The sequence below is a fragment of the Amycolatopsis sp. CA-211722 genome, assembly GCF_056828465.1.
In genome coordinates, this window is record NZ_CP184752.1 from 7916939 (window position 1) to 7934944 (window position 18006).

Annotated in this window: 14 protein-coding genes; 4 read left to right on the plus strand and 10 right to left on the minus strand. The window is 70.4% G+C overall.

The window, feature by feature from the left end:
- Positions 1-54: 54 nt before the first annotated feature.
- The 5 genes from ACOCEP_RS36245 to ACOCEP_RS36265 form a co-directional block, all read right to left on the minus strand.
- Positions 55-2298, minus strand: a complete 2244-nt coding sequence (locus ACOCEP_RS36245) for a heavy metal translocating P-type ATPase (protein WP_482334124.1) — start codon at positions 2296-2298, stop codon at positions 55-57.
- Positions 2298-3206 (minus strand): hypothetical protein, encoded by a 909-nt coding sequence (locus ACOCEP_RS36250; RefSeq protein WP_482334125.1) that lies wholly within the window; start codon positions 3204-3206, stop codon positions 2298-2300. The genes ACOCEP_RS36245 and ACOCEP_RS36250 overlap by 1 nt, the downstream gene beginning before the upstream one ends.
- A gap of 44 nt (positions 3207-3250) precedes the next feature.
- Positions 3251-3457 carry a heavy-metal-associated domain-containing protein gene (locus tag ACOCEP_RS36255; RefSeq protein ID WP_482334127.1) on the minus strand — a complete coding sequence of 69 codons (207 nt, stop codon included), beginning with the start codon at positions 3455-3457 and terminating at the stop codon, positions 3251-3253.
- Positions 3458-3687: 230 nt separating this feature from the next.
- Positions 3688-5748: a YhgE/Pip family protein gene (locus ACOCEP_RS36260; protein ID WP_482334129.1), complete on the minus strand. Its 2061-nt coding sequence runs from the start codon at positions 5746-5748 to the stop codon at positions 3688-3690.
- Positions 5748-8441: an MMPL family transporter gene (locus tag ACOCEP_RS36265; RefSeq protein ID WP_482334131.1), complete on the minus strand. Its 2694-nt coding sequence runs from the start codon at positions 8439-8441 to the stop codon at positions 5748-5750. Before ACOCEP_RS36265 ends, ACOCEP_RS36260 begins: the two co-directional genes overlap by 1 nt.
- A gap of 116 nt (positions 8442-8557) precedes the next feature.
- Here ACOCEP_RS36265 and ACOCEP_RS36270 point away from each other — a divergent pair, with 116 nt between their 5' ends.
- The gene (locus ACOCEP_RS36270; RefSeq protein ID WP_482334133.1) at positions 8558-9211 is read left to right on the plus strand and encodes a TetR/AcrR family transcriptional regulator; all 654 of its coding nucleotides are present in this window, start codon (positions 8558-8560) and stop codon (positions 9209-9211) included.
- Between the two features lie 4 nt (positions 9212-9215).
- Here the strand turns inward: ACOCEP_RS36270 and ACOCEP_RS36275 are convergent, their stop codons facing one another.
- Positions 9216-9701, minus strand: a complete 486-nt coding sequence (locus ACOCEP_RS36275) for a hypothetical protein (RefSeq protein ID WP_482334135.1) — start codon at positions 9699-9701, stop codon at positions 9216-9218.
- A 210-nt stretch (positions 9702-9911) separates the two neighbouring features.
- Between ACOCEP_RS36275 and ACOCEP_RS36280 the strand changes: the two genes are divergently transcribed.
- Both ACOCEP_RS36280 and ACOCEP_RS36285 read left to right on the plus strand, forming a co-directional pair.
- Entirely contained in the window at positions 9912-10652 is a 741-nt protein-coding gene (locus ACOCEP_RS36280) for a carbonic anhydrase family protein (protein WP_482334136.1), read from the plus strand.
- 391 nt (positions 10653-11043) lie between these two features.
- Complete coding sequence (locus ACOCEP_RS36285) at positions 11044-11484, plus strand: hypothetical protein (RefSeq protein ID WP_482334138.1); 441 nt, start codon at positions 11044-11046, stop codon at positions 11482-11484.
- Here ACOCEP_RS36285 and ACOCEP_RS36290 read toward each other — a convergent pair.
- From ACOCEP_RS36290 to ACOCEP_RS36305, 4 genes are all read right to left on the minus strand, one after another.
- Positions 11456-14359, minus strand: a complete 2904-nt coding sequence (locus ACOCEP_RS36290) for an AfsR/SARP family transcriptional regulator (protein ID WP_482334139.1) — start codon at positions 14357-14359, stop codon at positions 11456-11458. The genes ACOCEP_RS36285 and ACOCEP_RS36290 overlap by 29 nt on opposite strands.
- A complete protein-coding gene (locus ACOCEP_RS36295) occupies positions 14359-15021 on the minus strand; it encodes a response regulator (protein ID WP_340685655.1) in 663 nt (220 codons plus the stop codon). Before ACOCEP_RS36295 ends, ACOCEP_RS36290 begins: the two co-directional genes overlap by 1 nt.
- On the minus strand, positions 15018-16184 hold the full coding sequence (locus tag ACOCEP_RS36300) for a sensor histidine kinase (protein WP_482334140.1): 1167 nt from the start codon (positions 16182-16184) through the stop codon (positions 15018-15020). The genes ACOCEP_RS36295 and ACOCEP_RS36300 overlap by 4 nt, the downstream gene beginning before the upstream one ends.
- A 119-nt stretch (positions 16185-16303) precedes the next feature.
- The gene (locus ACOCEP_RS36305; protein WP_482334142.1) at positions 16304-16675 is read right to left on the minus strand and encodes an MmcQ/YjbR family DNA-binding protein; all 372 of its coding nucleotides are present in this window, start codon (positions 16673-16675) and stop codon (positions 16304-16306) included.
- Positions 16676-16788: 113 nt separating this feature from the next.
- Between ACOCEP_RS36305 and ACOCEP_RS36310 the strand changes: the two genes are divergently transcribed.
- On the plus strand, positions 16789-17997 hold the full coding sequence (locus ACOCEP_RS36310; protein WP_482334143.1) for an SGNH/GDSL hydrolase family protein: 1209 nt from the start codon (positions 16789-16791) through the stop codon (positions 17995-17997).
- Positions 17998-18006 lie beyond the last annotated feature (9 nt).

Sequence of the window (18006 nt, forward strand, 5' to 3'; positions counted from 1 at the left end):
ATGAACGTGCGTTCATGAACGCTTGTTCATACTGGAGGAGGCCTGGTCCGATCGTCAAGCGGTGATGCTCCGGAACCCGCGCAGGCGCAGGCTGTTGAACACCACGAAGACCGAGCTGAAGGCCATCGCGGCGCCGGCGATCATCGGGTTGAGCAGGCCCGCCGCCGCCAGCGGCAGCGCGCCGACGTTGTAGGCGAAGGCCCAGAACAGATTGCCCTTGATGGTGCGCAGCGTCCGCCGGGAAAGCCGGATCGCGTCCACCGCCGCCCGCAGGTCGCCGCGGACCAGGGTGAGGTCACCGGCCTCGATGGCGACGTCGGTGCCGGTGCCCATCGCCAGGCCGAGGTCGGCCTGTGCCAGCGCGGCCGCGTCGTTGACGCCGTCGCCCACCATCGCCACGACCTTGCCCTCGCCCTGGAGCCGCTTGACGACGTCGACCTTGTCCTTCGGCAGCACCTCGGCGATCACCGTTCCGATCCCGACCTCGGCGGCCACCGCCTTGGCGACGGCCTCGTTGTCACCGGTCAGCAGCACCGGGGTGAGCCCCAGTTCGCGCAACCGGGTGATCGTCTCGGCCGACGACGGCTTGACGGTGTCCGCGACGACCAGGACCGCCCTGGCTTCGCCGTCCCAGCCGACCACGACCGCCGTGCGACCGAGTTTCTCCTCAGCCGCCTTGGCCTCCGCCAGCTCGGGAGTCAGGTGGTGACTCCACTGCTCCAGCAACGCGCTCCGGCCGACCAGAACCGCCGAACCGTCGACGATCCCTTGCACGCCAAGGCCTTCGACGCTGGCGAACTCCTCGACGGCGGGCAGTTCCCCGGTGCGTTCCCGTGCCGCGCGGGCGATGGCCTGCGCGATCGGATGTTCCGACGCGTTCTCCAGCGCCCCCGCCAGCCTCAGGGTCGTCTCCTCGTCGGTGCCGTCGGCGACGTGGACCGCCACCAGCGACATCTGCCCGGTGGTCACGGTGCCCGTCTTGTCGAGGACGACCGTGTCGACCGCGCGGGTCGATTCCAGTACCTCCGGGCCCTTGATCAGGATTCCGAGCTGCGCGCCCCGTCCGGTGCCCACGAGCAGCGCGGTCGGGGTCGCCAGGCCCAGCGCGCACGGGCAGGCGATGATCAGCACGGCGACCGCCGCGGTGAACGCCGCCGCCACCGAACCGCCGGTACCGAGCCAGAACATCAGCGTGCCGACGGCGAGCGCGATCACGATCGGCACGAAGACCGCCGACACCCGGTCCGCCAGCCGCTGGACCTGTGCCTTCCCGGTCTGCGCCGCCTCGACGAGTTTAGCCATCTGCGCCAGTTGCGTGTCGGCGCCGACACGGGTCGCCCGGACGACGAGCCTGCCGCCCGCGTTGACCGTCGCGCCCGCCACCGTGTCACCGGGGACGACCTCCACCGGAACGCTTTCCCCGGTCAGCATGCTCGCGTCGACCGCCGACGCGCCTTCGGTGATCACGCCGTCGGTCGCGATCTTCTCCCCCGGCCGGACCACGAATTCCTCGCCGGCCGCGAGTTCGCCGATCGGGACACGTACTTCCTCGCCGTCGCGGAGCACCGCGACGTCCTTCGCGCCGAGTTCGAGCAGGGCCCGCAACGCGGCGCCGGCCCGTCGCTTGGACCGCGCTTCGAAATAGCGCCCGGCGAGGATGAACGTCGTGACGCCGGCTGCGACCTCGAGATAGATGTTGCCGTCACCCGCCATCCGCTGGACGGTGAGTTCGAAGGGATGCGTCATCCCCGGCGTTCCGGCGGTGCCGAACAGCAAGGCGTACAACGACCACAGGAACGCGGCGAGCGTGCCCATCGAGATCAGGGTGTCCATCGTGGCCGCGCCGTGGCGCAGATTCGCCCACGCCGCCTTGTGGAACGGCCACGCCGCCCACACCAGCACCGGCGCGGCCAGCGTCAGCGAGATCCACTGCCAGTAGGTGAACTGGAACGCGGGCACCATCGCGAGCACGATCACCGGCACCGACAGCACGGTGGATCCGATGAGCCGTTGCCGGAGCGGGGCGATCGGATCGGTCTCCTCGGCAGGTTCTTCCTTTTCCACCAGGGGCAAAGCGGCCGAATACCCGGCCGCCTCGACCTGTTCGACCAGCTGCCGCGGCTCGATGCCCGCCGGGTAGCTGACCTTCGCCTTCTCCGTGGCGTAGTTGACCGTGGCCGTGACGCCGTCGAGCTTGTTCAGCTTCCGCTCGATGCGCATGGCGCACGAGGCGCAGGTCATCCCGGTGATCGCGAGTTCGACCTCCGACTTGGCCACCGCGGTGGTGTCCGTGCTCATCAGTGGCTCCCTTCCCCTGTCGTGACGGTGAATTCCGCGGTGCGGACCTTGCCCTCGTGCTGGAAGTCCAGGAACAGCCGGTAGGTGCCCGCCGTCGGGACCTCGGCGAAGAACGTGACCGCGGGGCCCGCCGGGGTCCGGCCGTCACCTGGTTCGCCGTCCGGGTGGACGTGCAGGTACGCGAGGTCTCCGCCGCGCAGCGCGACCAAATGCCCGTAAGCACCCAGGTACGGCTGGAGATCGGTGACTTCACGGCCGTTCTTGGTGACGGTGAGGGTCACCTTCGACGACGTTCCCGGTGTCAGGTCGCCGTCGAGGTGGACCTGATAGCCGTCGACCTCCGCGACATGCGAGCTCCGGTACTCGGCCGGGCGGAAGTCCCCGCCCGCGAAGAGGTCCGCCCCCAGGGTGATCGCCTCGCCGCCGCTGGGCTTGAAGTCGGCGAAGACGCGGTAGACCCCCGCGTCCCCGATGGCCAGCGGCACGGACCAGGTCCCGTCCTCGCCGAGTTCGGGATGGATGTGCTGGAAACCCGCGGTGTCGCGGCGGACGACGATGAGGTGCATCCGCTTCTCGTGTTCGACGTCGTAGGCGGTCACCGGCGCGCCGTCGGCGCCGAGGATCCGGAAGGTGAAGGGAGCCGTCTTCCCGGGGGTGAGCGTCGTGGTGGTGGGCGTGAGGGTGTAGCCGCCCTTGGACGACGCGAGCCCGGCGGGTTCGTGCTCCTGCTTGCCGTGCGCCGCTTCCGCGACGGTGCCGCCGTGGGTGTCCGAGTGCCCGGCGTCCTCGCCACCGGGCACGCCGGCCGCGCCGGCGAACGGACCGACAGCCGTGCCCGTCACCCAGCCGCCACCGGCGACCAGGGCGAGTACCACACCGTAGGCGGAAAGCTTCGCTGCTGTGTTCATCGTGGAGTCCTTAGTGCGGGTGCCACCCGCGATCGTGGAGCCGCTCAGGCGGTCAGCTGATATCCGGCTTCTTCGACGGCGGCGCGAACGTCCGCCACCGCGGGTTCACGGGAACCGGTGACGGTCACGGCGCCGGTCGGCAGATCGACCCGGACGCCGGTGACGCCGTCGATCTTGGAGACCTCTTCGGTGACCGAAGTCGCGCAGTGGCCGCAGGTCATCCCGGTGACGGTGTAGGTCGTCTCGCTCATCGTGGCTCTCCTCGTGATCCAGGCGGCTCGTGCGCCGCTCATGGATTCAACGTACATACCCCAGGGGGGTACCGCAAGAGCCTGACGGTACCCCCGCAGGGTATAAGTGAGCGACGTGCGTCACATACGGGGTGGGGGTAAGGCGGCACGCCTGGGCCGCAGGTGCCGCGAAAGCCACTTTCGGGACGTCAGATGTCCCGAAAGTGGCTTTCGCGACGTGCGCGCTCGGCCTACGCCAACCGAAGTTCCCGGCCCGGCAAGGAGCGTCGCCGGTCGGTCACCAGGAACATCGCCAACGTCCCGATTCCCAGCCACACCACCAGTTGCACGATCCCCGACGGCAAGCCGTCCGACCCCGTCAGCAGCGAGCGCAGCGCGACCAGCGCGCCGTTGGTGGGCAGGATTCCCAGCACGGTGCCGAAGAAGCCGGGCACGGTCGAAACCAGTGAAGCGCCGACAGTGAGCACGAGGATCGCGAGAGCGGCGAAGCGGCCAGGCCGTTTGAAGATCGCCACCAGCGCCTGGTTCACCACGGTGAACGTCCCCGCCGCGAGGACGAGCACCACCAGCAGGGTCACCGCCTTGCCGAAGCTCAGGCCGAGGAACGCCCAGAACACCCCGGTCAGGATCATGGCGGTCAGCACCGCCAGCGTCGCACCGGGAACGGCCGCGGCGAGGATGATCCGCCAGCTCGGTTCACGGGTGGTGAGCACGCTCGCCGGCACCGCCTGGATCACCTGGTACGTCGCCAGCGCGCACACCCACAGCGCCAGCACGAGGATCAGCGCCACCGCGCCTTCGCCGAAGGTGCCCGAGCCCGCCGTGTCGGCGATCGCGGGGGTGGCGGCGACCTGTTTGAGATGCTCGCGTTCGGCCTGGGTGTAGTCGGGGACCTTGCCCCGGCCTTCGTTGAGGCCCTTGGCCAGCTCCGAAGCGCCGGATTCGGCGCGCTCGGCGCCATCGGCGGCGGTGCGGGCGCCGGTGGCGAGTTCACCGGCGCCGGTGGACAGAGTGGTCGCGCCACCGGCGAGCTGACCGGAGCCGTCGGCGAGCCGCCGCGCCCCGGAGTCGGCGGCCTTGACCCCGGCGTCGAGTTTCCGCGCGCCGTCGGCCGCCGTGCCGATGCCGCCCGCGAGCTCCTTCGACTTGTCCGCGAGCTGCTTGTTCCCGTCGGCGACCTTCTGCGACCCCGCCGAAAGGTCCTGCACCGCCTTCTTCGTCTGTACGACGGCGTCGCGGATCTCGGCGCGTTTGCCGTCGAGGATCGCGGCGTCGGCCGTGAACTTCTCCGAAGCGGCTTTGAGATCGGCGCAGAACTTCGTGTCCTGATCGCATTTCTGCGCCAGCTCGGCGAACTTCCGCGCCGAATCGCCCGCCATGGGCAGCGCGTCGATGATCCGGAGCACCTTGTCCGCCAGCGGCGAGATCTTGTCGGCCAACTGTTTGTTCCCGTTCGCGACCTGCTGTGCCCCGTCGGCCAGTTCCCTGGTCAGCCGGGGCAGCTGCGCGGTGTCCTTCTCGGCCTGGGTCAGCCCCGACGACAACTGACCCGAACCGGTGGCGAGCCGCGCGGTGCCGTTCGCCAGCTCGCGCGCGCCGTCGGCCAGCTGTCCGGCGGCCCCGCTGAGCTTTCCCGCCCCACCGGCGAGTTCGCCCGCGCCCGCGGCGAGTTTCCCGGTCCCGTCGGACAGCTGCCGCAGCCCGACGACGAGCTGGTCGCTGCCGTCGGCCGCCGTCACCAGCTGCTGGTGGATCGAGGAGAAGCCGACGTACAGATTGTCCACATAGGTCTCGACGATCTGCCGGTTCAGCGCGGCGAGCGTCGCGTTCGCGACCTCCCGGCTCGCCACCGGGTCGACGAGGCCGGTTCGCTGCGAGGTCTCGATACGCATGATCGCCTGTCGGGCATCGAGCGGCTTCCCGGTCGTCGACGTGGCCTGCGCGGAGAAGTCCGGCGGGATGGTGACCACCGCCGAATACGTCCCGTCGGAGATGCCCTCCTTCGCGTCCTTGGCGTCGGTGAGCACCCAGGTGTACGCGGAATCCTCACCGTGCACGAGGTTTCCGGCCAGTTCCCGGCCGAGCGGGAGCACCTGGCCGTTCACCGTCACCGGTTCGTCGTTGTTGACCACCGCGGCCTTGGCCGCGCCGTGATTGTCGCCGGGCGACCAGAACGCCCACGCCAGCCCGAGCGCGACGATCACCGGCACGAGCACGATCCCGAGCCAGGACTTCCAGGTCAGCGGACCGAAGGCGGTCGCACGGGCGGAGCCGGTGAAGAAGCGGGACATCAGCGGACCTCGGCGGGGACAAGGGCGGGCGTCATGGCGAGGCCCGCGACGGCGGTGGTGGGCAGCAGATCCCGCACGATCGCGAGGCTCTGGCAGGACACGGCGAACGTCGCGGCCCTGCTCGCGAACGCGGCTCGCAGGCCGGCGCGCTGCGCGGTGGCGACGACGGTGTCCAGATCGTCGAGGAAGACGAGGCCGACGCCGTCGTCGAGCGCGCGGCGGACCTCCCCGGCCGGGTCGTCGGTCTCCTTGCAGGCGACGAAAGCGACGTTCCGCCGGACGGCGTGCGCGTGCTGCGGCAGCACGCGGCCGAGCACCTTCAGGTCGCCGCGAACGTGCGGAACCCGACCGGCCAGCGCGTAGAGCAGGGCGCTCTTGCCCGCGGGGCCGGAACCGTGCACGGCGAGGATCTCCCCCGGGCCGAGATGCAGTTCGACGTCGCGGAAGATCGTGCGGCCCCGGTCGTCGTCGACCCGGAGACCGGCGGCACTGATCACCTCGGGCGAACCCGGCGCGGGCCAGTCGGCGAGCCGGAGTTCGTGGACGAGACCGTCGCCCTCGGCGTCGAACACCGGGAGCTTGCGGTCCAGCCATGGCGGCAGGCCCCAGGCGCGCGGGCCCAGCAGCGCGAGGATCGCCGGGACGAGGGTCATCCGCACGAGGAAGGCGTCCACGAACACGCCGACGGCGAGACTGAACGCGATCGGTTTGATCGTGGCGCTGCCGTCCGGCACGAAGGCGGCGAACACACCCAGCATGATCACCGCCGCCGCGGTCACGACCCTCGACGCGGACACGAAGCCCGTCTCGATCGCCTTGTGCGCGTCGCCGTGATGGACGTAGTCCTCCCGGATCCGGGACACGAGGAACACCTCGTAGTCCATGGCGAGTCCGAAAAGGACACCCATCAGGATGATCGGCAGGAAGCTGATCACGCTACCGGTGCGGGTGACGCCCAAGGCCTCCGCCAGATGCCCCTGCCCGAACACGAACGACGTCGCGCCGAACGCGGCACCGATCGAGAGCAAGTAGCCGAAGGTGGCTTTGAGCGGCACGAGGATCGAGCGGAACACCATCGCCAGCAGCACCAGCGAGAGCCCGACGACCAGGATGCCGAACGGCAGCAGCGCGTCGCCGAGTTGCGTGGACACGTCGATGCCGACGGCGGTGAACCCGGTGACCGCCGTCTGCACGCCGTACCGGTCCTTGAACTGCCCCTCCATCCCCCGCAGCCGTTCGACGAGGTCGTCGGTCGCCTCGTCGAAGGCGCCGGTCGTCGGCATGACCTGGATGATCGCGGTGTCGCCCTTGGGGTTCGGCGTCGCGAGCGGGACGACGGCGACGCCGGGCACCTTCCGGATGTCGTCGGCGATGCCGTTGGTGATCCCGATCGGGTCGGTGGTCGACAGGATGTCCGCGGTGACGACGAGCGGGCCGTTGAAACCGGGTCCGAAATGCTCGGCGACGGCGTCGTAGGCGACGCGGGCGGGCGTGCCGTCCTCGTCGGTTCCGTTGTCCGGCAAGGCGAGCCGGAGATCGAGCGCGGGCAACGACGCCACCGTGAGCACTCCGACGATCAGCGCGATCGTCACCCACGGCGATTTCGTGGCGAGCCGCACCCAACGGAGGCTGAAGCGCGCCTTCTTCTTGCGCTTGCTCTTCTTCGGTTTCCTGGGCCGCAGCCGCTCGCCGGCGAACGCGAGCAGCGCGGGGATGAGCGTGATGGCCACGATCACCGCGACCGCGACGCCGCCCGCCGCCGCGACACCCATGGTGGTCAGGAACGGGATCCCCGCGACGAACAGGCCCAGCAGGGCGATCACCACGGTCAGCCCGGCGAAGATGACCGCGGATCCGGCGGTGGCGGTCGCCCTCGCGATGGACTCCTCGACTTCGAGGCCCTCGGCGAGCTGATCCCGGTGCCGGGAAAGCAGGAAGAGCGCGTAGTCGATGCCGACGGCGAGCCCGAGCATGACTGCGAGCATCGGCGCGGTCGAGGACACGGTCGCCACCGAGGTCGCGGCGTAGACCAGCGCCACCGAGACCCCGACGCCGAGGATCGCCGTCAGCAAGGGCATTCCCGCCGCGATGAACGAACCGAACACCATCAGCAGCACCACGAGCGCGATGACGAGGCCGATCCCCTCGGTGGGGCTGAGCTTCGGCACCTTGTCCGAGAACGCGTCGCCGCCGGTGAGCACCTCGGTACCGTGGCCGATCCGGCTCTCCAGGTCCTGCGCGATCCCGGCGAGCGCGGTCCTCGTCGACGGCTGGATGTCGGCGAGCCCGACGTCGAGCTGCACGGTGACCAACGCGGCGCGGCCGTCCTTGGACACGGCGTCGTGCACAGCCGGGTCGAAGGGGTTCACCACCGTCGAGACCTGCGGGGCCCCGGTCAGCTCCGGGACCACGGCGGAGACGGAGTCGCGCACGAGCCCGGAGTCGGCCCGCTGCCCTTCGGGGACGAGCACCACCAGCTGCGCCGAAGTCCCGCTCACCTGCGGGAAGACGCGCCCGAGGTGATCGAGCGCCTCCTGCGACTCCGAACCGGGTATCGCGAACGTGTCGTCGGTGCCCTGGCCGAACAGCAGGGCCGCGCCGCCGGAGACACACAGCACGACCAGCCACAACGCGGTGACCAGCACGCGTCCGCGGGCGGCCAGCCTGCCGAGGCGGTAGAGGAATGACGACACGATCGGCTCCCGGCGCTCGTTGGATACATGGCGTATCGTAATACACGCTGTATCCGATTCACGATGTATCCTGTCCCACAGCCGGGTGAACCGGGCCGATGCGAAAGAATGGCGAGATGACCGAGGAGCGGGGCGCCACCATGACCAGGCGCCGGGCGGACACCCGCCGACGGCTGATCGACGCGGCGTACGAGGCCTTCTCCGAGCGCGGCATCCGGGACACCCCGGTCGAGCTGATCTGCGAGCGCGCCGGCTTCACCCGCGGTGCCTTCTACTCGAACTTCAGCTCGAAGGAAGACCTCTTCCTCGCCCTGTTCCAGGAGGAGAACACCCTCCGTCTCGACCGGTTCCGCGAGGCCACCGAGAGCGTGCTCGGCGAGACCGCCGTCGGCGCGCGCGAAGACCTCTCCCCCACCCTCGGGCGGATCGCCGAACTGTTCATGGTCGCGCTCAACGCGGACAAGGACTGGTACCTGCTGTGCGCGGAATTTCGCACGCAAGGCCTGCGGCAGCCGGAGATCCGCGACCGGATCGGCGCCGCGTTCCGGCATTTCCACACCGAGCTCGGCGCGATCCTGGTCGGCACGCTCGACCGGATCGGCCGGAAACTGACGATCTCACCGGACGACGCGGTACTCGTCCTAGTCGCCCTGTACGAGCAGGGACTGCAGAACTACCTGCTGGAAGGCGGCGAACTCCCGGCCGACGGCCGGTTCGTGAGCGAACTGATCCCGAAGGTGATGGCGTCGCTCATCGTCCCGGCGAACTGACCCGTCAGCACCGAGGCGGAAGCCAGCCGGGCGTGGTCACCACCCGCTCGGGCGCCACCGGCGGCTGCGAAGTCCCGAAGGCGAACCCGACGAGCCCGCCAGGACAGACCCGCACCGCGCCGGGCCCGCCTTGGGTGCCGGATTCGCGCCACGCGACCGGATCCAGCCCGACGCGCCACACCTTCCAGAACGGTGAACCCGCCCGATGGCCGGTGCAAGGATCACCATCGGGCAGGCCTTGGACACGGCAGACGTAGCCGGAATCGCCGTACGGCCCCGCTCCGCTCCCCAGCCGGACCGCGAGGCCGGACCGCTCGAGCGCGGTCCGCGCGTCGCCGGGTGAACCGGACACGCACCGCACGAGCACTTCGGCCTCGACGCCGACCGTGACCGTCACCCCTTCCATTCCCTCGCAGGCGCCCGTTCGCGAAACGGGATCCACCGCGGGGAGAAGGGCCACCAGGCCGAGGAGCACGGTCAAGATCGACATGATCGAATACTAGGGGTGTCCACCCGGCTGCGCACAGTGAATCTTTCGAGGGGTACCGACAAAAAAACACGCTCCGTTTCGCACGAAACGAGAGAATATGTCGGAAATTGCCCTGTTCTGGGGACTTGCGCATTCCTCGGCACAGGAAAAAGATGTGTTCTTCTCGCGCGCACCACTCCATCGGGTGCGGCTCTTCGAAAGGTTCAGAGCGTGACGCGCAGGCGCCTTGTCGCATTCGTCGTTCCCCTCGCCCTCGCCGGATTCCTCCTCACCGCGGGCGGCACCGCCCACTCGCGGCAGCCGGCACAGAGCCCGGTCGACATCTCCCCGGCCGCGATCAGGTTCGATCCGACCCTGCCGAGGCTGGACATCTCCTACGGCCACTCGGATCTGGACCTCGAATACATCCGGAAGGACGCGTCGGACGCCGACGGATGCGGTACGAGGAATCACGAAGAAACCGAAGAGGCCATCGTCAGGCCGGGCACCGGGCACGTCACCCTCGCCGGGGTCCGCTACGAGCTCGAACAGTTCCATTTCCACACCCCGTCCGAGCACCGTTTCCGCGGGCGCGCCGATCCGCTGGAAATGCATTTCGTCCATCGCAGCGCCGCCGGGAAACTGCTCGTGATCGGGGTACCTCTGCGCTCGGGCGCCGGGTCGCCGGTGGATCGCGTCCTGGCGAAGCTCGCCCCGGAATGCGGTGAAACGGTGGCCCTGGAGGACTTCGACCTCGCCACGCTCCTTCCCCGCGACCGGAGCACGCTGCGCTACGACGGATCCCTCACGACGGCCCCGTTCACCGAAGGCGTGCAGTGGTTCCTGATGTCCGAGCAGACCGTTTCACCGTCGACGATCGCGCGGTTCCAGGCCCTGTTCGGTGAGGGCAACGCCCGCACGCCCCAGCCGCTCAACGGGCGGCGGCTGACCGTCGTGCCGCAGCCCTCGTGAGGGGTAAGGACGGTTATTGAGCCGTAGGGCAAAGGGTGTCCCGTCGGGGGACCGGCGCTCGGGGGTGCTGGGCGAGGTGAAGGGAGCTTTCCCCTCATCGCACGCGAGGAAAGTCCCCTTCGCCACAGGTGATGCGGTCTTATGGGCGACGGAAGGCTCGGCCACGTCGCGAAAGCCACTTTCGCGACGCCTGATGTCCCGAAAGTGGCTTTCGCGACACCGAAGCCCGCATCCAGCAAGCGCCCGAACACACCACATCCGCCTTACGGGTCAAGAGAACAGTCCTGACCACTCACGAGGCCATCCGGCGTTTCATCGGGATTTCATGGCTCCGCCTTACCGTTCCGGCACGGATCCGCGACCGCGGACCGTGGCCCACGAGGAGACGTGCATGAGCCCGGCGAGCCGGACCCCGTACAACATGGTGGTGCCCAGGGACGACACGCCGAGCCCCGGGGAACGGGACGGGCTCGTCGGGCCGGGCTGGAGCTGGGCGGCGTTCTCCACGCCGTGGGCCGACGGGCGCCCGTCGCCGAAGTACCGGTGGACGCTGTTCGAGACGGCGGGCCACGCCGTCGAAGACCTCCGCCGCTGTCTCGACGACAGCAGCATCGGCAGGCGCGGCGCCCTCTGCTCCGCCGTGCTCCGGAAGCGTGGAGCACCAAGGGAATCGGTGCTGTGCGACGGCGCGGAGTGGGCTTACGTCGTCCACGAGGTCCGTGCCGGAACGCACCTGGCCGACGCGGCCGACACCTACTTCGCGCGCTGGAAGACGAGCATGGCGGGCCACCGCTTCACGATCGTCAACGCCGGTGTGCCGACTGTCTGGTGAGGTCCAGACCTTCCAGCGCCAGGGTACGCTGCGCGGGATCGCCGTCGGGCCCGATGGTGGTGAGCACCCACTCGAAGTGTTCCCTCGCGGCCACCGGATCGCCCGCGGCGAGATGGGTGCGGCCGAGCCGGTTGCGGATCTCCGACTCCATCCCGACGATGGTCTCCTCGGTGACCGCCGTCAGCGCCCGCCGCTGGAGTTCGAAGGCGGCGTCGAGATTCCCCAGCTCCAGTTCCGCGGCGCCCAGCCTCGCGAGACCGGTCGCGGTCAGGAGCCCGTCCGTGGTCTCCTCGGCGAGCTCGACGGACCGCCGGAGGTCGAGCGCGGCTTCGGCGAACCTGCCGGTTTCGAGCCGGACGGTGCCGCTGTGGCACAGCACCCTGGCCACCATCCCGGGACTGCCGATCTCCTCGCCCAGCGCCTGGGCACGGCCGAGGTGGCCGAGCGCCTCTTCGTGCTCTCCCCGCAGGTACGCGAGATAACCGAGCGCGGACAGCGATCTCTCGGCGAGCCAGCTGTCCCCGACCTCGTCGGCGAGGACCATCACCCGCCGCATGCCGGGGATCGCGAGATCGTGCCGCCCGGCGATGAGATCCACCATGGTGAGCCCGCCGAGCGCCCGCGCCTCCACGCCGCGGTCTCCCGACGACCGCCCCGCGCGCAGCGCGTCGTCGAACCAGCCGCGCGCGCGGTCGAGTTGTCCTTGCATGGCATAGGCGTAGCCGAGGCAGAACCGCAGCGACGAGACCAGGCGTTCGTCTTCGGCCTGTTCGGCGAGCGGCAGCGCGACCTGCAACGCCGTCCGGCATTCGTGGTACCGCTGCTGGCGTGCGAGATAGTCGACCAGGCCCTCGGCGACCGAGCAGGCGAGGTCGTCCAACCCGGCTTCGGCCGCTTGCGACACCACCTCCGGCAGGTCGCCGGCCGCGTCGAGCCAGGCCGAAGCGTCACGCTGCCCGGTGAACAGTCCCCCGGTCTCCACCGGGAATCGCGCGACACCCCATTCGCTCGCCCGGCGAGCGGCGCCGAGGTAGAGCCCGTACACCCGTTTCCGAGCCGCGTCGGCGGCGTCCTCGGGCATCTCACCGGCGAGCCGCCGGGCGTAGACCGCCACCAGGTCGTGCAGCCGGTAGCGGCCGCTCGCCGGCTCCTGCACGAGACTCGCGTCGACCAGGCTTTCCAGCCGCCGCTCGGCTTCGGCGGCCGAGCAGTCCAGCAGGGCGGCGACCGACAGCCGGTCGAACTCGGTCGTCGGCGACAGGCCGAGCACGCTGAACGCGCTCTGCTCGGCGGGCCTCAGCTGTTCGTACGACAGGCGCAGCGCCACCTCGACACTGCGATCCTCGGCCGTCAGTTCACCGAGCCTGCGTTCGTCGTCCGACATCCGGTCGACCAGGTCCTTGAACGTCCACATCGGACGGTTCTGCAAGCGGGCGCCCGCGATCCGCAGCGCGAGCGGCAGCCGCCCGCACAGCCCGGCGAGCGCGCGCACCGCGAACCGCTCGCCCTCCGCCCTCGGTGCCCCCACGATCCGGCCGAGCAGCCGTTCGGCCGCTTCGAGACCCAGCGCGCCGAGGGAAACCCGGCGGTCGGCGTCCAAACCGGACAGACGACGGCGGCTGGTCACCAGCACGCGGCTGCCCGGCCCGGACGGCAGCAGCGGCCGCACCTGCCCGGCGGACTCGGCGTTGTCGAGTACCAGCAGCAACCGCAGCTGCGCGGTCGCCGCCCGCCACGACGCCGCCAGCTCGTCGAGATCGTCCGGCATGGCCCCGTCCTCGACCCCGACCGCGCGGAGCAACCGCCGCAGCGCGCGCTCCGGCGTCACCGGTTCGCGGCCTTCGGTGTAGCCGTGGAGATCCACGAACAACGCGCCGTCCGGATAGGACTCACGGAGCCGGTGGGCCGCGCGCACCGCGAGCGTGGTCTTCCCTGCGCCGGGCACACCGTCGACGGTGTCGACCGAGACCGACTCCGGATCGCCCGCTTCGGCGAGCAGCGCGAGTTCCCGGTCCCTGCCGACGAGTTCGCCGTTGACGGCGGGCAGCTCGTTGCGGATCCGGCGGGACGGCTCCCGGCGCGGCGCGACCCCGAGGAGCGCCTCGTCCCCCCGCAGCACCGCCTCCTGCACCTGCCGCAACTCCTCGCCCGGCTCGACGCCGAGCTGCTCGATCAGCCGCTCGCGGACGTCGGTGAACACCTCGAGCGCCTCCGCCTGCCGCCCGCCACCGTAGAGCGCCCGCATCAGCAACGCGGCCAGCGGCTCGCTCGGCGGATCGGCGGACACCAGCGCCGACAGCTCGCCGATCACCTCGTCGAACCGCCCGAGTTTCAGCTGGGCCCGGAGTTTCCGGCGCAGCAACAGAAGCCGGCGTTCCTCCAGCCGTCGCCGCTCCCCCTGGACGAACGCGCCGGGCAACCCGGTGAGCGGCTCGCCGTGGAACAGCCGGAGCGCGTCGGCGAAGGTGTCCACGGCGGCGACGAGGTCGCCCGACTCCTCGGCCGAGGCCGCGACGGCGGCGACCTCCTCCAGCCGGACCACGTCCAGCCGGACCCCGCCGCTGGCGAACCGGTAGCCACCGCGATCGGACACGATGACCGAGTCCCGCGGCTTCTGGCCCGAGGTGTCCAGGCATTGCCGCAGCCGCCGGACGTACACCGGCAGCACGTTCGACTCCGGCGGCTTCTCCCAGAGCCCGTCGGTCAGCTCGTAGTGGCTGACCGTCACGTCCGGGCGCAGCAGCAGCGCGGCCAGCACGGCCTGCTGCCGGACCGGCCCCAGGTCCAGCCGGGTCTCCCCGTGCCAGGCCCGCAAGGGGCCGAGCAGTTCGAAGCGAAGTCGCGAGTCCGGCATGATCCCCCCATCGTCGCGCATCAGCCCGGCACCACGATCCCGTGGTCGAACGCGTACACGATCGCCGCCGCCCGGTCCCGCAGCTGGAGCTTGGTGAAGATCCGGCCGATATGGCTTTTCACGGTCACCTCCGAGATGACGAGGGTCGCCGCGATCTCCGCGTTGGTCAGCCCGCGGCCGATCGCCCTGAGCACGTCCTGCTCCCTCGGGGTCAGCAGTTCCGGTGAGCGTCCGCCGCTGCCGTTCCCGGCGGCCTGCCGGTACGCGGCGAGCACCCGCCCGGTGACGCCGGGGTCGAGCCACGCGTCTCCGGCGGCGACCGCCCGTACCGCCCTGATCAGATCCTCGGCGGGGGAATCCTTGAGGACGTAGCCCGCCGCGCCCGCGCGCAGCGCGTCGGCCAGGAGGTTGTCGTCGTCGAAGGTGGTCAGCGCGAGCACCGGCGGATGCCCGCCGGACCGCCGCAGCCGCCTGGTCGCCTCGACCCCGCCGACGTTCTTCATCCGCAGGTCCATCACGATGACGTCGACCTCGTGCGCGGCCAGCGCCGCGGGCACCTCCGAGCCGTCGCCGCATTCCCCCGCGATGACGAACCCGTCGCGCCGGCGCAGGATCCGCCGCAGCCCGGACCGGACCAGCTCCTGGTCGTCGACCAGCAGCACCTGGATCTCGGCGGCGGTCACGGCTTCGCCCCCGGCACGGTGACCTGCACGATCCACTGCCTGCCCTGGGGCCCGGCACTGAGGTCGGCGCCGAGCTGGGCGGCCCGGACGGCCATCCCCGCCAGCCCCGAACCGTCCTCGGCCGCGCGCCGGACGGTCGCGGGAAGGGTGTTGCTGACGGTGAGCTTCACCCCCGGACGGCCGGCGTTCAGCCGGACCTCCGCGGTCGCGCCGGGGGCGTGCTTGACGACGTTGACAAGTGATTCCTGCACGATCCGGTAGAGGCCCAATCCTTCCGAGGCGCCTACCCGGCCGAGGTCGCCTTCCTGTGTATAGCGCACCGCCAGTCCGGCGCTGCGGGTGCGTTCCACCAGCGTCGCGATGTCCTCCACCCCCGGCAGCGGGGCGCTGCCCGAGGGCGAGTCGGCGAGCAGGCCGACCGTGCGGCGGATGTCGGCCATCGCGGCCCGTCCCACCTGCTCGGCTTCGGTGAGCGCCTCGATCGCCTCGTCGACGTCGCGATCCTGCTGCAACGCGTGCCGGGCGCCGGTCAGGTGCAGCAGCGTGATGCTGAGCGAATGGCCGACGACGTCGTGCACCTCACGCGCGATGCGCTGCCGCTCGGCGAGGAGGGCCTTGTCGCGAGAGGCGTCACGGTTGCCTCGCTCGGCGTCCAGCACCCTGGTGTACCAGCGCACCATGAGCCCGCCGCTGAGGCCGAGCAGGATCGCGACCATGTACACCGGCCCGCCGATCAGCCCGCCCCAGATCCCCGCCACGACCAGGACCGCCTCGCCCGCGACCGTGACGAGGGCGATCCCCCACGTCGTCCGCAGGACACTGCCCGCTTCGGTGGCCGCGACCAGCAGCAGCAACGGCGCGAAATCCGGCAGCACGGGCTCGATCAGCAGCACCGAGGCCGCGATGATCAGCGCCGTCATCCGCACCCACGGCATGATCCAGTCGGTGACCGCCCAGATCAGCGAAGGTGCGATCACGATCAGACCGGCCAGCGCGATCGGCTCGGGCGGCAGCAGGGCGTCCCGTTGGATCAGCGCGACCGCCGTGAACACGAAGCTCACCGCGCTCGCGCACAACGCGCCCCACCACGGCAGGGTCAGCCCGGCCCGGGTGAGACTCGCCTGCACCCGTGCCCGGAACCGGTCCCGCAAGATCTCCAGCACGGCATCAGCCTAGGAAGTCCCGGTGAGCGAGTCATCGTGCGGCGGGCGGCACCCGTCTCCGCCCACGGTAGGAGGCCGGGCGAGCACGGCCGGATGAAATCCGGATGAAACGCGGCCGCTCATTCCTGGCTGAGCGCCACCCAGTTCAGTTTCTCCTGTTCTCGTTTCGGCAGGCCCGCGACGACGAGGTCGTAGGAGTCCTCGATCATCTCCCGCACGAAGTCGTCGGTCAGCGAACCGTCCAGCTCGACGGTGTTCCAATGTCGTTTGTTCAGGTGGTACCCGGGGATGATCGCCGGATGCTCGGCGCGCAGCCGGACCGCGAGATCGGGCTCGCATTTGAGACTGATCCGCAGCGGCTTCGCCTTGAGCGGGCCGAGCGCGAAGACCTTGCCCGCGACCTTGTACACGTTGATGTCCGCGCCGAACGGGAACTCCTCCCGGGCGCCGGGGAGGCCTAGGCAGAGCTTCGCGAGCGCGGCGGGTTTCATGGCGTTCAGGCTAACCGCGCCCACCGACAGAAACCTGTCCTGTCCGAGCCGTTGACCGGCTGTCGGTGATTCCTTGACGATGAACGGAGCCGACTGGGTGGAGGCGAACCGACATGCGCGTTGAGCATCTCGCCATCGCGGGAATCCTGCTGCTGGGATCGGTGCCCGGCTCGGCCGCGGCACAGGTCGAGGGCACGGCCACCAGCGGTTGGGTGGGCACCTGGGCGGCGGCGCCGGCGGCCGGGGTGGCCGGGACCGACAACGGCTACCCGAACTTCTCGATCCGCAACATCGTGCACACCAGCGCCGGCGGCCACGAGGTCCGCGTGCGGCTGTCCAACGCCTTCGGCCGCGCTCCGGTGCTGTTCGGCCGGGTGACCGTCGCGGTCGCCGCGGGCCCGGACACTCCGCAGGCCGTGCCCGGCACGATGCGCACGCTGACCTTCGGCGGGGATCGCGAGGTCACCGTGCCGCCGGGGGCCGACATCGTCAGCGACGGCGCGGCGCTGACCGTGCCGAGGGACGGCGACCTCCTGGTGACCACGTACACCCCGGAGCCATCGGGCCCGGTCACCTATCACCCGCTCGCGATGCAGAACTCGTACTTCACCCGGAACGGCGACAAGGCGGCCGACGAGTCGGCGGCGGCGTTCCCGGAGAAGACCGCGGTCTGGCACTACGTGTCCGGAGTGGACGTCCGTGGCGCCGGGTTGCGGGGCAGTGTCGTGGCCATCGGCGACTCGATCACCGACGGGGCGTATTCGACCTGGGGCGCGAACCTGCGCTGGCCCGATCAGCTCGCCGACAAGATCAGTGCGCGCCTCGGCGTGCTCAACGCCGGGATCAGCGGCAACCGTCTGCTGCTCGACGGCGGCAACTACGGGGTCAACGCGCTGGCCAGGCTCGACCGGGACGTCCTGAACCAGTCCGGCGTGCGGACGGCGATCGTGTTCGAGGGCATCAACGACATCCAGCAGACCCCGCACCAGGCCGATCCGGACAAGATCATCTCGGCGCTGAAGCAGATCGCGACGAGGGCGCACGACCGCGGGCTGCGGGTGCTGGGCGCGACGATCACCCCGTGGAAGGGCTGGGGTTCGTATACGCCGCAGCTCGAAGAGACCCGGCAGGCGGTGAACCGGTTCATCCGGACCAGCGGGATCTTCGACGGCCACATCGACTTCGACGCGGTGATCCGCGATCCCGCCGACCCCCAGCGGATGAAACCCGAGTACGACTCCGGCGATCACCTCCATCCCGGTGACAAGGGCTTCACCGCCATGGCGGACGCCGTCCCGCTGCATCGCCTCCGGCACGAATGAGGGCTGCGC

Coding starts and splice junctions, on each gene's coding strand:
- ACOCEP_RS36305 (WP_482334142.1), bottom strand. CDS start 16,675: ATGAAACCCGCCGCGCTCGCGAAGCTCTGCCTAGGCCTCCCCGGCGCC.
- ACOCEP_RS36285 (WP_482334138.1), top strand. CDS start 11,044: ATGAGCCCGGCGAGCCGGACCCCGTACAACATGGTGGTGCCCAGGGAC.
- ACOCEP_RS36275 (WP_482334135.1), bottom strand. CDS start 9,701: ATGTCGATCTTGACCGTGCTCCTCGGCCTGGTGGCCCTTCTCCCCGCG.
- ACOCEP_RS36290 (WP_482334139.1), bottom strand. CDS start 14,359: ATGCGCGACGATGGGGGGATCATGCCGGACTCGCGACTTCGCTTCGAA.
- ACOCEP_RS36310 (WP_482334143.1), top strand. CDS start 16,789: ATGCGCGTTGAGCATCTCGCCATCGCGGGAATCCTGCTGCTGGGATCG.
- ACOCEP_RS36260 (WP_482334129.1), bottom strand. CDS start 5,748: ATGTCCCGCTTCTTCACCGGCTCCGCCCGTGCGACCGCCTTCGGTCCG.
- ACOCEP_RS36250 (WP_482334125.1), bottom strand. CDS start 3,206: ATGAACACAGCAGCGAAGCTTTCCGCCTACGGTGTGGTACTCGCCCTG.
- ACOCEP_RS36270 (WP_482334133.1), top strand. CDS start 8,558: ATGACCGAGGAGCGGGGCGCCACCATGACCAGGCGCCGGGCGGACACC.
- ACOCEP_RS36245 (WP_482334124.1), bottom strand. CDS start 2,298: ATGAGCACGGACACCACCGCGGTGGCCAAGTCGGAGGTCGAACTCGCG.
- ACOCEP_RS36255 (WP_482334127.1), bottom strand. CDS start 3,457: ATGAGCGAGACGACCTACACCGTCACCGGGATGACCTGCGGCCACTGC.